Origin of the sequence: Neolewinella persica DSM 23188 (assembly GCF_000373105.1) — a bacterium.
Classification (GTDB): domain Bacteria; phylum Bacteroidota; class Bacteroidia; order Chitinophagales; family Saprospiraceae; genus Neolewinella; species Neolewinella persica.
Genome location: NZ_KB890491.1, coordinates 166,688 through 180,697, shown reverse-complemented (window position 1 = coordinate 180,697; position 14,010 = coordinate 166,688). Strand labels below are relative to the sequence as shown.

The following is a 14,010-nucleotide window of genomic DNA, read 5'->3' as shown; positions in this document are numbered from 1 at the left end:
CACCTTATTCGTCGACCGGGTATGCGGCTTCGTCGAAACCTACTTGACACCATGGGTTTCTGCCTCCATCTTCGCAGTTCACTCACCAATTATACAAACATGCGTTACCTCAACTTTTGCTTACTGCTGATCCTGGCCACCATTATCACGGCCTGTGGCGGCAACACTTATTACCTAACAACAGATGATGCCAGGGGCATCGAAGCTGGTGACCCGGTATACCGCCAGGGGATTGCCGTCGGAGAAGTAGAGGATGTTCGTTTTGAAGGCCGGCACGTGAATATTGAAATCTCGACAAGGGAGGCACTCTATGAAGATCAGGGGTTCAGTATTCGTCATGGCGCAGAAGGCTTACAACTGGAACTTGACCGGCCAGTAGCTGGCGCAAATCAGCTGGCTGACGGTGCTACTATCTCTGAAGATCCGTTTGGCGAGCACTTGCTGGAAGGCTTGGAGGGTCTGGGCGAGGGCATTGGCCTCGCACTCGAGCGAACGCTGGGGAGGGACGGTGAAAAACTGGAATATACCCTTGAAAAACTGGCGAACCGGTTCGAAGCCGGCGCGGAAGGCTGGGGCAAGCGTATTGAGCGCTGGGCCGAAGAGCACGAAGAAGAGATCGAGGAATGGGCCGAAGCGCTGGAGGAAAACAGCGAAGAGATCGCTGAATCCGCCGAAGCCTGGGCCGAAGAACACGAGGAAGAGTTCAAAGAACTTGGCCGTAAACTTGATCGATGGTCAAAGGAAAACGAAGTGGAATTCAAGGAATTCAGCGACGAGATCGATGCGTGGTCCGAAGACTTCGACGGAAACATGGAGGATTTTGTTCAGGCATTGGAACGCGTTTCAAATCGGCACAAAGTGGGTTCAAAAGCCTGGAAAAGTGAGATGAAAAAAGCCCTTAAAGATTTAGAATAACCGACCTGGAGAAAGACATTTCCCGCACGGCCCATTCCGGAACATTCCGGGGTGGGCCGTGCGTTTTTACCTTGGTGTGATTCACCAGAAGCAGCAATCAAAAACCTCTCAAATATTTGCCTAAACATGCCAATAGAAGGGGTATTATTTTTTCGAAATCGTCGTTAAACGTTTTTTGTGCGGAAAAATTTTACTGAATCGGAATTAAATTTGCAAAACAAGTATCCTTTTTGTAATTTAACAGCAGGCTAAAGACTTATTTAAATATCCAGAGCTATGATGAACGAGGAAGTACGTACGATAATGTCCACTAAGGTCACCACCGTAACCCCCAACCAAACCGTTGACGAGGTGCTGAACCTCATGGAGCGTAAACGCTTACAGCAACTTCCTGTCGTTGAAAACGGAAAGCTCGTTGGCCTGATCACCACTTACGACTTGTGGAAGAACTGCCGGTCCAATCCCAATTGTTCGGAAAACACCGTAGGTGATGTAATGACCTCCGCAGTAGTTAAGCTTGCCCCCAAAGATAAGGTAGGTACGGCAGCGGAACTGTTTATGGACCGCCGGTTTAAAACTTTGCCGGTGGTTAACCTCCGTAACGACCTGAAAGGAGTAGTTACCGCCTTTGATGTGATTAAGTACAGTTTCAAAAAGGAATATCCGCAGCCGATTCTTTACGCGGATCGTCTGTAAGCAATACGAAAAACCGGAAGGAAGGATAAGTTGCTACCCAGGTAAAATGGTTGAGATCGTAAAAACCTATATTGTCGGATGTCAACGACAATAACACCTGCTTCTATGCCCACCGTCGCCATCATCGGAGCCGGATGCTCCGGAATCACCGCACTAAAAAACTGTCTTGCTCAGGACTTGTCCGTTGTTTGCTTCGAAGCCAACAGCGATCTGGGAGGAAACTGGATTTACAACACAGAACCGAGTCACAGCTCCGTTTGTGAAACCACCCACATCATCAGCTCAAAAACGTTGAGTGCCTACCTGGATTATCCGATGCCGGAAGACTATCCGGATTACCCCAGTCATGACCAGGTGCTGGCCTACTTCCGCAGCTACGCTGATCATTTCGGCTTGCGGGAGTACATTCGGTTCAACACCCGTGTTGCCCGCGCCGAATTACAGCCTGACCAAAGTTGGGAGCTTACCCTCGCTAACGGGCGTGTGGAACAGTTTAATTACTTACTGACCGCCAACGGACACCACCATGAGGCACGTCATCCGGCAGGGATTTCCGAAGCCTTTACGGGCCGTTACCTCCACAGCCACGATTATAAAAATAATAAGGCCTTTGCGGATGAGCGCGTCCTGGTAATCGGCAGTGGAAACTCTGGCTGCGATTGTGCTGTGGAGATCAGTCGGGTGGCCAAAAAAGTGGACATCAGTATCCGACGCCCACATTACATTATCCCAAAGTTCTTCCTGGGGAGACCATCTGATACGTTCAACAAAACCCTTCAGTACCTGCCCGGGTGGCTGGCGCGCCTGGGCCAGAAGATAACCCTTCGCATTCAGGTCGGGAGGTACGCGGAATACGGCCTGGAGGAACCCACTGGGCCGGTGACCAAAAACCATCCGACACTCAACTCTGAGTTACTTTACAAAATTCGCCACGGCAAAGTGCACCCACGGCGCGGTGTAACTAACATTGACGGGAACGTAGTCACCTTTAAAGATGGCAGCCAGGGAACGTATGATACCATTGTGGCTGCTACTGGCTACAAGATCACTTTCCCTTTCTTCGACAAAGCGGTGGTTAGTTAACTACGAAGAGGCGAATCGTATTCCGCTGTACCTCCGGATGTTTCACCCCGATTACCCGAGCCTGATTTTTATCGGCCTTTTTCAGCCGCAGGGTGCCATTTGGCCACTCAGCGATGCCCAGGCGCAACTGGCCGCGGCCTACATCGCCGGCAGCTACCAACTGCCCGCTAACCTGGCGGAACTGGCCGCAGCAGACAGTGACCAGATCGAAAAAGAATTTGCCAGTTCTAAGCGACATACCATCGAGGTGCATTACCATCCGTTTTTGCGTCGGTTGCTCAAAGAGCTTGGCAAGGCAAAAAATCGGCAAACTGCGAAGGTTTAGCCCCGGCGTCACCATCGGAGGTAGGACCGTTATTGGTTCCGGCAGCGACGTGACCCGAGACATCCCGTCGAACGTATTCGCCGTGGCTAACGGTTGTCGGATAAACCGTGAGATTACGGACGCTGATCGGGTGATCTAAAATCCAAACAAGCACTTATCGGCTAAAGGCCGTTACGCGTTGCACGGCGTTTTCCCGGATATTGAGCCAGAAGAGATTGTAATCACCAACGTGGTAGTTTTTGGTATTGAACAGAATGTCACCGAAAAATTTTGGCTTATTGGTAAACAGTCCGGCACCTCGGCGTTCGGCCCAAACGAGTTCTGGCAGAGGGCCTTTTTCATAGTTATACAGCACGCCTCCTTTATTGAGGGAGAGAGGGGCACGCTGTTCGCTGGTGGTCCAACTCAAGGGGTTAACGACGGCGATGTTGGGCACGGTGTCCTGGTACGCCGGTTTCGGTTTAAAGTCGTCGCGGTAAGTTCGCCAACTGACAAAGCAACCGGTTTGGGTCGCAGATTCGCAGACCGGAATAGTTTGGTAAGCATCCGCAGATACGGGCATTCCTACAAGGTAAGCGGCCACAAGTTGGCTGCGCAGGGATTTGCCATCGAACCGGTCGGCGATCAACCGTTTGGCATGGGTGGTTCCCTGGCTGTGACTGGCGATGATGATGGGGCGGCCCTGGTTCCAGGTGGCGAGGTAGTGGTCAAATGCAGCAAGTACGTCCGTGTAAGCCGTATCAAGCGCCTGCCGGCTTACCGTTCGCCCCTCAGGGTAAAACACTTTGATGTGAGCCTGGCGGTAGCGGGGGGCAAAAACACGGCCAGCGGCATTAAAAATCGAAGCGTGGTTAAGCATGGCTGCCTCGTCGACGGAAGTGTTGAGTTTACGGTCGTTCAAATCTGCATTCCAGAATTCGTTGTCCTTGCGGGTTTTGAAATAGATGGTGGGATGAAGGTAGAAGACGTCGGCAGTTGCGGTCAGTTGCTGATCCTCGAGATTCGTGCCTGGAGTACGGTCGGCCGGGTCATCGGCAAAAGGGCTGGCGGCCCAGTACCGGGCCTGGGAATAATTTGGCGGATCTGGCACCGGAAAATCTGTCGAAGCCGGAATAGAGGGTATACTTCCACAAGCCACTAACAAAGAAGTGAGCAGCAAAAAGCTTGAAAAACGAAGGGCCATAAGCACTAATTCGGGATTTATTTACTGGCTGGCACCTTCACTATTTACGAAATAAACAACTGCGATGCCCAGAAGAGCGATGAGGAAGAGTGTCATGAGGAATGGAATGTTGGCGACAAACAGGCAACTTGATTCCCTGCTGGTCATAATGGGTTCAGCTGCTGTTAGAACGAAGAGTTATTGGAAAAAGTTCCTCCGGAGTATCCGTTCGTGACCGGCATTTCTTCTTTGTGGGCGCGGCCGCAGGTGCCGTGAGAGGGATAAAAGCAGCAAAATATGTAGCCGGTTTCTACCGGCGTCAGCCTTTGCATGCTCCTAAAATCCGAAATTTTGCACCTGCGCCATCGCCCAAAAGCTATTGATTGAAGAAAAAAATAGTTATCTAGCAATCAATAACAAAGTGAGAGCGAACAACTATGCGGCATTCCTGTAAAACGAGGTGCTGATAATTAATAGAGTACTTTGCTTCAGCAAAAACTTTTACGAGAATACTACCATGGGAGAAGAAAAAGTAAACGTACCCACCGTCGATAGCCGCACGAAATTTACCCGTCACCTGTTGCAAGACATCCAGGCGCTGGAATATATGCTTAAGCACGATTGGTTCGAGACCGATACCATTAGAATTGGTGCAGAGCAGGAGATGTGCCTGGTGGATAAGAAGACGCTGAAACCAACGCCAAAAAATATGGCGGTGCTGAAAAAGTTGCAGGATTATTCCTGGGCTACGACGGAGATTGCCCGGTTCAATCTGGAGTGTAACCTCTCTCCGCAGGAATTTACCGGAAGCGCCCTGCGCCTGATGGAAACTGAAAACCGTTACCAACTGGATTTGATAACCAAGGCGGCTAAAACCCGGGACTCGCTGGTAGTCCTTACCGGCATCCTCCCCACGCTGCGGAAATTTGACCTTTCCCTGGATAACCTGACCCCTAAGCCCCGTTACCTGGCGCTGATCGAGGCCATCAGGGCACAGTCTAAATCCTCCAAAGGTTTTGAACTTCGCCTGGCAGGAATCGATGAATTATTCATCAGCCATGACAGCCCCTTGATGGAGGCCTGTAACACCAGCTTCCAGGTCCACCTGCAAGTCACGCCAGCCACCTTTGCGCCGCTGTACAATATTGCCCAGGCCATCACTGCACCGATCCTGGCCATCTCGGCCAATAGCCCGTTGGTGTTCGGCAAACGGCTGTGGCACGAAAGTAGAATCGCCTTATTCCAGCAATCCCTTGACGTACGGACTACGCAGGACCACATGCGCCAACCCGAACCACGGGTCAGCTTCGGCACCAATTGGCTCGACAAGAGCATTATGGAAATCTACAAAGAAGATATTGCCCGCTTCCGGGTCCTTCTGGGTGCAGACGTTGAGGAGAACAGCCTGGAAACCGTAGGCAGAAAAGAGGTACCTAACCTCAAAGCACTTCAAGTACACAATGGTACCGTCTACCGCTGGAACCGCCCCTGTTATGGCATCAGTGACAACGGTAAGCCGCACCTGCGGATCGAGAACAGGGTGATCCCTGCTGGTCCTACTGTACTGGATCAGATAGCCAACTCTGCTTTCTGGCTTGGAACCATGATCGGCATGGCCAACAAATACAAAGACATTCGGGAGCACATGAGCTTCGCCGATGCAAAAGATAACTTTGTTAAGGCCGCTCAATTCGGTATCGATACCCAGCTCACCTGGTTCAACAATAAAAAAGTGAGCTCCTGTGACCTGATTGTGGAGGAATTGATTCCCATTGCCCGTGATGGATTACGCAGCAAAGGCATCGTAGAAGAGGATATTGATCGCTACCTCGGTGTGATCGAAGGGCGGGCCAAAGCCCACCAGAACGGTGCCCGCTGGCTACTGCAGTCCTACACAAAACTGGAAAAGGAAGTTACCCAGGACGAAGGGCTGACGGTAATCACTTCCGCCATGATCCGGAACCAGATGACGGAAAAGCCGGTTCACACCTGGCCGCTGCCCGATGTGAAGGATTTGAAGGCTTACCGCCCGGTAGGCCTTCGGGTGGAAGAATTTATGGAGACGGATCTTTTCACAGTCCAGGAAGACGACCTGCTGGAAATGGTGGCCAACCTCATGGAATGGCGTAAGCTGCGGTACCTCCCGGTAGAGGACGGAAAGGGACACCTCACCGGACTCATCACCACCCGAAAGCTCCTGCGCTATTATACGCGCAAGGATCGGCCGGATTCGCCGGAGGCTGGCTTCGTTAAGGTTAAAGACATCATGATCTCTGACCCAAAGACAATTGACCCGTCAACAACGATAAAGGAGGCGCTGCAGGTCATGCGTGGGGAAAAACTAGGCTGTTTACCGGTGATCAAGAACCAGGAACTAGTTGGGATCATTACGGAAATGGACTTTCTACGGGTGAGTGGACGGCTAATTGAGCGACTGAAGTAGTCAGGGAGTCAGAGAGTCAAGCAATCACATCGTCAGAACCGTAGTCAATTGCGTCGTACTTTCGGCCAGGTCCAGACTGCTTGACTCTCTGACTGCTTGACTGTTTGACTCTCTGACTATGAAATGGTACTCCCGCATCCCTTCCCCCCTGATCATGCTGTTCCTCATCATTCTGGTGGTCGCGGCCATGACTTGGCTGTTACCGGCCGGACTTTACGAACGATTGGAAGTGGATGGGCGAATGCGGGTAGTACCGGGCAGCTACGGCGAAGTGCCACCTACGCCCCTCAGTATTTTCGAGGTTTTTAAGGCCTTCCCCGATGGCTATAAGCGGGCGACACCGATCATTTTTATCTGCCTGGCCAGTGCGCTGATGTTTTCGTTACTGGAGGCTACCAAAACGATCGAGAACGTGATTGGCCGGGTCGTACACCTGATGGGAAATAATACCGCAGATACAACAGACAGTACTGTTGGAGAACCGGGGCTTCCGATATCCCAAATGAGCCAAAGCCGAGCAGAGATCCTCTTGGTATTACTTACCTTAGTCTACGGACTGCTCGGGATCATGGTCGGGTACGAGAACAATATTGCGACCATCCCGATTGCCGCCATCGTCGTTTTGGCTTTAGGTGGAGATTTAGTGCTGGCGGCGGGCGTCAGTGTTGGCGGAATGACGGTTGCCTTCGGGCTTTCACCCATTAATTTTTATACCGTTGGTAATGGACATCTGATCGCCGACCTGCCTCTTTTCAGTGGAGCCTGGCTTCGAACCATCCTATGTACTGGCGGCCTGCTGCTGATGTCGTGGTACAACGTACGGTACTACCGTCGTCTGAAAGCAGACCCGGAAAGCGGCATTGGTCGTGGGCTTGATACCGCAGGGATGCAATTAAGTAAACCCCTGCACGAATACGTCATCACCGGGCGCAACTGGGTGCTGCTGATCATTTTTCTATTAGGGCTTGCTGCAGTCCTTGTCGGCGTATTCAACGTCGAGGGTTTTCACATCAATGACACCTCGGCCATTTTCCTGATGGTGACGGTTGTTTTGGCTTTGGCGAGTGGGCTGTCGGGTAAAAAGATAACTGAGGCGGGATTCCACTCCATCGCTCAGATGGCACCAGCCACTTTCATCATTGGTATGGCCACCACGGTAAGCGTCATCATGGAGCAGGGACAGATCCAGGATACCATCAGCAATGGGTTGGCCAATGCACTCAGCGGGTTACCGACCTACGCTTCGGCCATAGGAATGTCCATTGGTCAATCTGGACTGAACCTCCTGATCCCTTCCGGCAGCGGACAGGCAATGGCTACACTCCCCGTCATGATTCCGCTGGGGAATGAACTGGGGTTGAGCCCGCAGATATCCATCCTCGCATTCCAAATCGGCGACGGAGTCACCAACCTGTTCAACCCTTCACTGGGTGGGCTGGTCGCCATGCTCTCGCTCTGCCGCGTACCGTTTGACCGTTGGCTGCGCTTTGCGCTGCCGCTTACGGGGATGCTGTTGGTGTGGGCCTGGATGGGCTTGTTGCTGGCGGTTGCGGTGGGCTATCAATAAGAGAAGGGCTGAATAAAGGAAGAGGAGAACATGCTGCCGCAGGTCCTGTTCGCAGCGCTGCGCTTGCTCACCCGAAATTAGGGAAGGACTGTCGTAACCTATGTGGGGGGGGACTTCCGGGTTACGGAAGTTTATTTTATTAGTATCCTATGAAATTACTTGCCTTATCGGAACATGCTGGCAGGTCTTCGTGCTATACCTCATAAACCCGTTCGTATGGAAAACTGGCTCACCGCTCCGCTACCCGTAATTTTTAAGACGATTATTTCTTGCCTGGTCATATTCACAACCATCATCGCTATCGTACGGCTTTATGGCCTGCGAAGCTTTGCTAAAATGTCGAGCGTTGATTTTGCCTCGACCATTGCGGTAGGTTCTATCCTTGCCTCGATCGCGATCAATACCGATCAGTCCTTACTTAAAGGGGCGGTTGCCTTGCTAACCATTCTTGGCTTTCAGCAGTTGTTCTCTTACGCCAAACGTTCCTCTGATTGGTTTGAGAACAAGACGGAAAACAACCCAATTTACCTGATGTGGGAGGGTACTATCCTGCACGAAAATCTTGCGAGTTGCGGAGTAACGCAAGCAGACCTGATGGCCAAGCTTCGGGAGGCTAATGCCTTCCGCCTGCAGGATATTAAGGCCGTCGTCTTTGAAACTACCAGAGACGTTTCCGTGCTCCACGGAAAGGACTACGGTGCGGTGGATGAGGAAATTTTGGTCGGGGTAGTCCCTGATCCGAAGGAGATTTAACCGTCGTATTCCCTTGAGGTGAAAGGGCGAAGCGAATTGAACGGTAACCTAGGCAACCTATTCTTCCATTCCCTTCTTCATTTACTTACTCCGCAACCGAATCACCGGGCAAATAATCTCCTCCAACGAAATACCTCCGTGCTGGAAGGTATCCTTATAGTAGTTGTTGTAGTAGTTATAGTTGTTCGGGTACAGAAAGAACTTATCCTCTTTGGCGAAGATGAAGGTGGAGCTGAGGTTGGGACGTGGGAGCTTCGCCTTCAGTGGGTCACGGACTTCGAGTACGTCCTTCTCTTCGTAGTTGAGGTTACGACCGAGTTTGTAGCGTAGGTTCGTGCTCGTGTCCCGGTCACCGACTACACGACTGGGGGTGTTTACACGAATGGTACCGTGGTCGGTGGTTACAATCAGCTGTACATCGCGCTCAGAGAGCTTACGCAGGGTAGCCCACAGTGGGCTATTCTCAAACCAGGTACGGGTAAGGCTGCGGTAAGCTTTTTCATCGCCGGCCAACTCCTTGAGCACCTCCATTTCCGTACGGGCATGGCTCAACATGTCGATAAAGTTGTAGACAATGACGCTGAAGTCGTTGTTCAGGAAGTCTAAGGCCCGGTCCTGCATTTGGCGGGCAAAGTTTGTCTTGGTCACCTTGGTGTAGTCCCATTTTATGTCGCCGCGGCGAAGCACGCGCTCAAGTTGCTTACCGAGCAGGTCAGCCTCGTGCATATTCTTTCCACCTTCGTCGGTGTCGTTCTTCCACCAGTCTTTATAGTGCTTGGCAATCTCGGATGGCATCATTCCAGCAAAGATGGCATTTCGGCTGTACTGTGTTGCCGTGGGCAGGATGCTGTAGAAATGGCTTTCTTCCTCCACTTTGAAGAGCTCCGTCAAGTAAGGCTCAATCACCTTCCATTGGTCGTAGCGCATATTGTCAAGCAAGACCATCACCGTTGGCACTTCCTTGTTTAGATGGGGAAGTACTTTCTCCCGCATCAGGTTGTGCGACATAATGGGTGCATCCTCGCCGCCAACCCAATCCATGTAATTACGTTCGATAAATTTACTGAACTCGGCGTTAGCTTCCCGCTTTTGTACGGAGAGGATCTCTCCCATCTGCTCACTCTTGCTGTCGTCCAGCTTGAGTTCCCAGCTGATGATTTTTTTATAAACATCCACCCACTCCTCTTTATCGAGCCCACTGTTGATTTGCATCATCAGCTGGCGGAAGTCCTGTTGATAATCTGTATCTGTTTTTTCCCGTACCAATCGCTTTTCGTCCACGATGGTCTTCAGCGTAAGCAGAATTTGCATCGGGTTGACGGGCTTGAGCAGGTAGCCTGCAATTTGGCTGCCGATGGCTTCTTCCATTACGTCCTCCGCCTCGTTTTTTGTGATCATCACTACGGGGATGTGTGCGTTGGTCTCCCGAATGCGGCTCAGGGTTTCCAGGCCAGTGAGGCCGGGCATGGACTCGTCGAGAAAAACAATGTCTATATCACCGTTTTCACTCAGCTCTTCCAAGGCATCATGCCCATTGGTTGCAGTTACAACTTCGTAGCCTTTCTTTTTGAGAAATAAGAGTTGGGGCTTGAACAGATCGATTTCATCGTCGGCCCAGAGAATGGTGATTTGGTCCATGTTTTGCTTGGGGTTTTTGTTTGCCTGGGGAAGAAGGGCAACTGTACATACGCTTTTAAGGGCGTGATGTTTCGAACGTTGGTGGGAAAGGGGATAGTATTTAGCGATCAGGATTCAGTGATTAGCGATCAGGTGCCGGTATTTAGGATTCCGTCAGGTATAACAGCTCTCATTTCCCGGATGACTGAGACTTGACAACTGGAAATTTCAAAGGGGCGGGGCCGCAGGTGCATATACGAAGTTGATTAAGGAGCAGGTTTTTGAAAAAAATACTATGTTTAGGTCTCTCATGACTATAAACTGCGACTTTAAGGGGATTAACCCTCCATTCGCAAAATACCACCCCATGTATCGAATTATTCGACTGTCTTCTTTTTTACCCGCATTGATCAGCCTCTGTCTAATTGCAGGGCCGGGCGCCATTTTTGCTCAATGCCCTCCTGCCAACGAAGCGGGCCTCCACGTTGTCCAGACCAACGAAACGCTGTTTTCCATTGCCCAGCAGTTCAACGTCTCCGTTGATGACCTGACAACCTGGAACAGCCTTACCCAACAAGAATTGCTAAAACCCTGCCGGGAGCTGGTCGTTTCCAGCGCACTGGTTAACCCTGCCATGACCTCTTCTGGAAATGCCTTTGCCGGCCTGAAGCAGATGGGCAAATGGCATACCGTCCGCCCCGGAGAATCAGTAGAATCGTTGGCGGAACTTTATGGCTACACTGCCGCCCGCTTCCGCGAATTCAACAACCTGGAAGGTTGGCGCCGGATCAAACCAGGCGCTGTACTTCGCGCCACCGAATGTGCCTGCGAACCACCAGCAAGATTCAATGAGCCCACACCGACCGTTAGCCCGACCCTGGCTTCCAGTGTGGTTCAAGTGGGGTCGTCTTACCAGGCGCCGGAGGCCATCGCTACCGACCGGGCGTACATGAAAGTCTCAGAATCGTTGATGGTGGATGCCATCAACCGTATGCGCGCTAACCCCCGGGGCTTTATCCCCGAAGTGGAAGCCTTCGTCGCTGCGAAGAATGCAGAACCCTGGCGCAAAAAACCTATCAACGCCCGCGCCGTCGCCAGCCTGATCAAACGGCTGGACGAAACACCTCCGCTGTCCGTTCTCCGTGCACACCCCTGTCTTTACCGTGTGGCCAAAAACCACGGGAATTACCTGCACAACACCAAGCAATTTCGTCACGACGGCCCCAACGGGAAATACCCCTGGAGCCGCTCCCTTGAAGCCTGCCCGACCGTTAAGCTGGGCACTACCAAAGGCCCCAACGGCAACGCCGTCGGTAACGAAAACCTGGTCATGGGCCTCGAACCCACCGAGGCTGTGATATACCTCCTTATCGATGAAGGGGCCAGCGACCGGGCCCATCGGAACACCCTGCTGGCACCGGAATGGGCCTACGTCTCCTGTTTCAATTACGGCACGGTCAATAACGTCGGACATCACTTCGTGCAGATGTTTGGGCGTTAGTAGATGTGCGGAGTACCTCCGGACGCAACTTGTAACGAATAAGCGGGCCACCCACTGAAGTAGGTGGCCCGCATGCCGTTATAAATGAATACAAATCCTATTGCTTAATAAATCGTTGGGCTTCCTTACCGCCGGCGATGTGAACGTAATAGAAGCCCGGCACCAGATCGTTCACGGAAAGCTTTGCCCGTGAAGTAAAGGGCGGCAAACTAAAAGCCTTCACCCGCCGACCATACTGATCGATGACCTGGACTTCAGTCGCTTTGTTGATTTCTTTACCAGTCGTAAAGGTTATGGATTCGTTGGCTAAGGTCGGGAAAACCCGGAAGTTTTGAGTCTCATCGCCTTCTAATAATTTCATTCCCGGTTTCGGAAAATCCGGCACGTCGATACCTGCGGGGCTGTCGGAAAGATTAATGCGACAAGTGTAAGGGCTGGTAGAAAAATATAAAAAGATATAGGCGTCACAGTTCCCACGACAAGTAGGGCTAAGCGCGACGGTAAAGGAGTGGCTTTCGCCAGGCTCCAGTTTTTGGATGCAAGGCTCAAAAGTGGAAATTTGGTTACATCCGGTACTTAAGAAATATTCCGGCCGAAAAAAACGCTGACCAAACACTCTTGGGTCAATTCCCGCAATCAGGGTAGCAGATCCACTATTGGTAATGGTAAAGGTGCGGTTTTCAGCATTCGGGATAAAATTACCGTCGAAACTAACCGTGGTGCCACAACCTATCGTAGTGTCATCAACGGATACCTCATAATCGCTACCCGGGCAATCAAGGTAACTTACCTGGCGGTAAGAGATAATACCGTCGACATCTCCAAATCCACATTCAGCGAATTCGGCATCGGTGTCAAAGATAAATTCCCCCGTTCTTGTAGCACAAGAAAATTGAGTATTACGTATCCTGAAATTAAAAAAGCCTCCAGCAGGAATAACAAAGGGGAAATTGATATTCTCAAGAATTTCAGCAGGCCCCGTAGACGTCAATCCATTGATCACGGCCTCTTCGTTTCCTAGATTGTAAACCGTGATGAACATCGTACTATTATCAGAAATGAATGATATTGGTTTGAGTTCAAATACGCCGTCGTTCAGGTTAGCTCCGTGAGAAAAGTATTGCTCACCAAATGAAAGCAGGGCCCTTTCCGAATCCACGGAGGAGATGGTTTCGATAAAGCTGATACGGCATGGTCGTTCGGACAAGCCACGAATGGACAATTCTAAATCTCCCGACCCAGCATTAAAGCAGCCGTTGTCGTGGGCAATTTTTAGTACTACATCCTGTCCCCTATGGAATATACCGTCAGGGAATAAGCGCCAGACAGAAGAAATAAGGCTGAACTTCTGTCCTTCAACCCGGATGTCACCTTCCTGTATGTGCAGGTCAATTCCTCCCGTATTTCTTAATATGATCGAATAGATGGCCCGCTCGCCATCCTCCGCATCATTAAATAAGTCGCTGGTTTCGATAATATCGCCGCAGGCTACATTTGACTTTCGATTCAGACTGTTGATGTAGAGAATCTGGACCTCTGGGCCGGCAATAGGGTCCGGGTAAAGGATTTCGAACTCATCACCGTTCTGTGCCATTAGCAATTGGCAAGAACAGCTGATCAGAAAGATCAGGACGAGAAGAGGAAGCGGAGTGTTTAGGTATCGCATAAGGTTCAGTATTTGGGGGAAGAGAAAACATAATGAATTGGCTGACCTCTTCCTTTACCTTATAAGAAGTCAGATGGGATAATGTGACATTTTAAATCCTACACTTGTCGTATATTCCCCACTTTAAGAGTGTGTCTAAAATTTTAGCGAACTGATTTTCAGTGCTTTGCGGTTCTGGCCAGACGAAAAATTTCTTGCATGGCGAGTCATGGAAGCACTTTTTCGTGACGCCAGAACCGCAAAGTACTGGGAATCAGGAAGCTAAAATCCAGACACGCTCTA

At 50.9% G+C, this 14,010-nt stretch carries 11 protein-coding genes and 1 pseudogene; 9 read left to right on the top strand and 3 right to left on the bottom strand.

The window, feature by feature from the left end:
* Positions 1-99 precede the first annotated feature (99 nt).
* From B036_RS0126515 to B036_RS33815, 5 genes and pseudogenes are all read left to right on the top strand, one after another.
* The gene (locus tag B036_RS0126515; protein ID WP_020571758.1) at positions 100-915 is read left to right on the top strand and encodes an MlaD family protein; all 816 of its coding nucleotides are present in this window, start codon (positions 100-102) and stop codon (positions 913-915) included.
* Positions 916-1,191: 276 nt separating this feature from the next.
* Positions 1,192-1,611, top strand: a complete 420-nt coding sequence (locus B036_RS31285; RefSeq protein ID WP_020571757.1) for a CBS domain-containing protein — start codon at positions 1,192-1,194, stop codon at positions 1,609-1,611.
* A 78-nt stretch (positions 1,612-1,689) separates the two neighbouring features.
* Positions 1,690-2,694 (top strand): flavin-containing monooxygenase, encoded by a 1,005-nt coding sequence (locus tag B036_RS31280; protein WP_264758381.1) that lies wholly within the window; start codon positions 1,690-1,692, stop codon positions 2,692-2,694.
* Positions 2,606-3,019: a hypothetical protein gene (locus B036_RS34495; RefSeq protein ID WP_319922333.1), complete on the top strand. Its 414-nt coding sequence runs from the start codon at positions 2,606-2,608 to the stop codon at positions 3,017-3,019. Before B036_RS31280 ends, B036_RS34495 begins: the two co-directional genes overlap by 89 nt.
* A pseudogene (locus tag B036_RS33815) lies at positions 3,018-3,158 on the top strand (sugar O-acetyltransferase); the annotation flags it as partial. The gene B036_RS34495 and the pseudogene B036_RS33815, both read left to right, overlap by 2 nt.
* 15 nt (positions 3,159-3,173) lie before the next feature.
* Here the strand turns inward: B036_RS33815 and B036_RS0126500 are convergent.
* Positions 3,174-4,202, bottom strand: a complete 1,029-nt coding sequence (locus tag B036_RS0126500; RefSeq protein WP_052334008.1) for a DUF3089 domain-containing protein — start codon at positions 4,200-4,202, stop codon at positions 3,174-3,176.
* A gap of 496 nt (positions 4,203-4,698) precedes the next feature.
* On the opposite strand from B036_RS0126500, the gene B036_RS0126490 reads away from it, so the two are divergent.
* The 3 genes from B036_RS0126490 (at position 4,699) to B036_RS0126480 (ending at position 8,944) form a co-directional block, all read left to right on the top strand.
* Positions 4,699-6,624, top strand: coding sequence for a CBS domain-containing protein (locus B036_RS0126490; protein ID WP_020571755.1), 1,926 nt, complete (start codon positions 4,699-4,701; stop codon positions 6,622-6,624).
* Positions 6,625-6,742: 118 nt separating this feature from the next.
* The gene (locus tag B036_RS0126485; protein ID WP_020571754.1) at positions 6,743-8,191 is read left to right on the top strand and encodes a YfcC family protein; all 1,449 of its coding nucleotides are present in this window, start codon (positions 6,743-6,745) and stop codon (positions 8,189-8,191) included.
* A 216-nt stretch (positions 8,192-8,407) separates the two neighbouring features.
* Entirely contained in the window at positions 8,408-8,944 is a 537-nt protein-coding gene (locus B036_RS0126480; protein WP_020571753.1) for a DUF421 domain-containing protein, read from the top strand.
* Positions 8,945-9,025: 81 nt separating this feature from the next.
* On the opposite strand, the gene porX is transcribed toward B036_RS0126480, so the two are convergent.
* Positions 9,026-10,582, bottom strand: a complete 1,557-nt coding sequence (porX, locus tag B036_RS0126475; protein ID WP_020571752.1) for a T9SS response regulator signal transducer PorX — start codon at positions 10,580-10,582, stop codon at positions 9,026-9,028.
* Between the two features lie 346 nt (positions 10,583-10,928).
* On the opposite strand from porX, the gene B036_RS0126470 reads away from it, so the two are divergent.
* On the top strand, positions 10,929-12,062 hold the full coding sequence (locus B036_RS0126470; RefSeq protein WP_026232372.1) for a LysM peptidoglycan-binding domain-containing protein: 1,134 nt from the start codon (positions 10,929-10,931) through the stop codon (positions 12,060-12,062).
* Positions 12,063-12,159: 97 nt separating this feature from the next.
* Here the strand turns inward: B036_RS0126470 and B036_RS0126465 are convergent, their stop codons facing one another.
* Positions 12,160-13,728 carry a T9SS type A sorting domain-containing protein gene (locus B036_RS0126465; protein ID WP_026232371.1) on the bottom strand — a complete coding sequence of 523 codons (1,569 nt, stop codon included), beginning with the start codon at positions 13,726-13,728 and terminating at the stop codon, positions 12,160-12,162.
* Positions 13,729-14,010 lie beyond the last annotated feature (282 nt).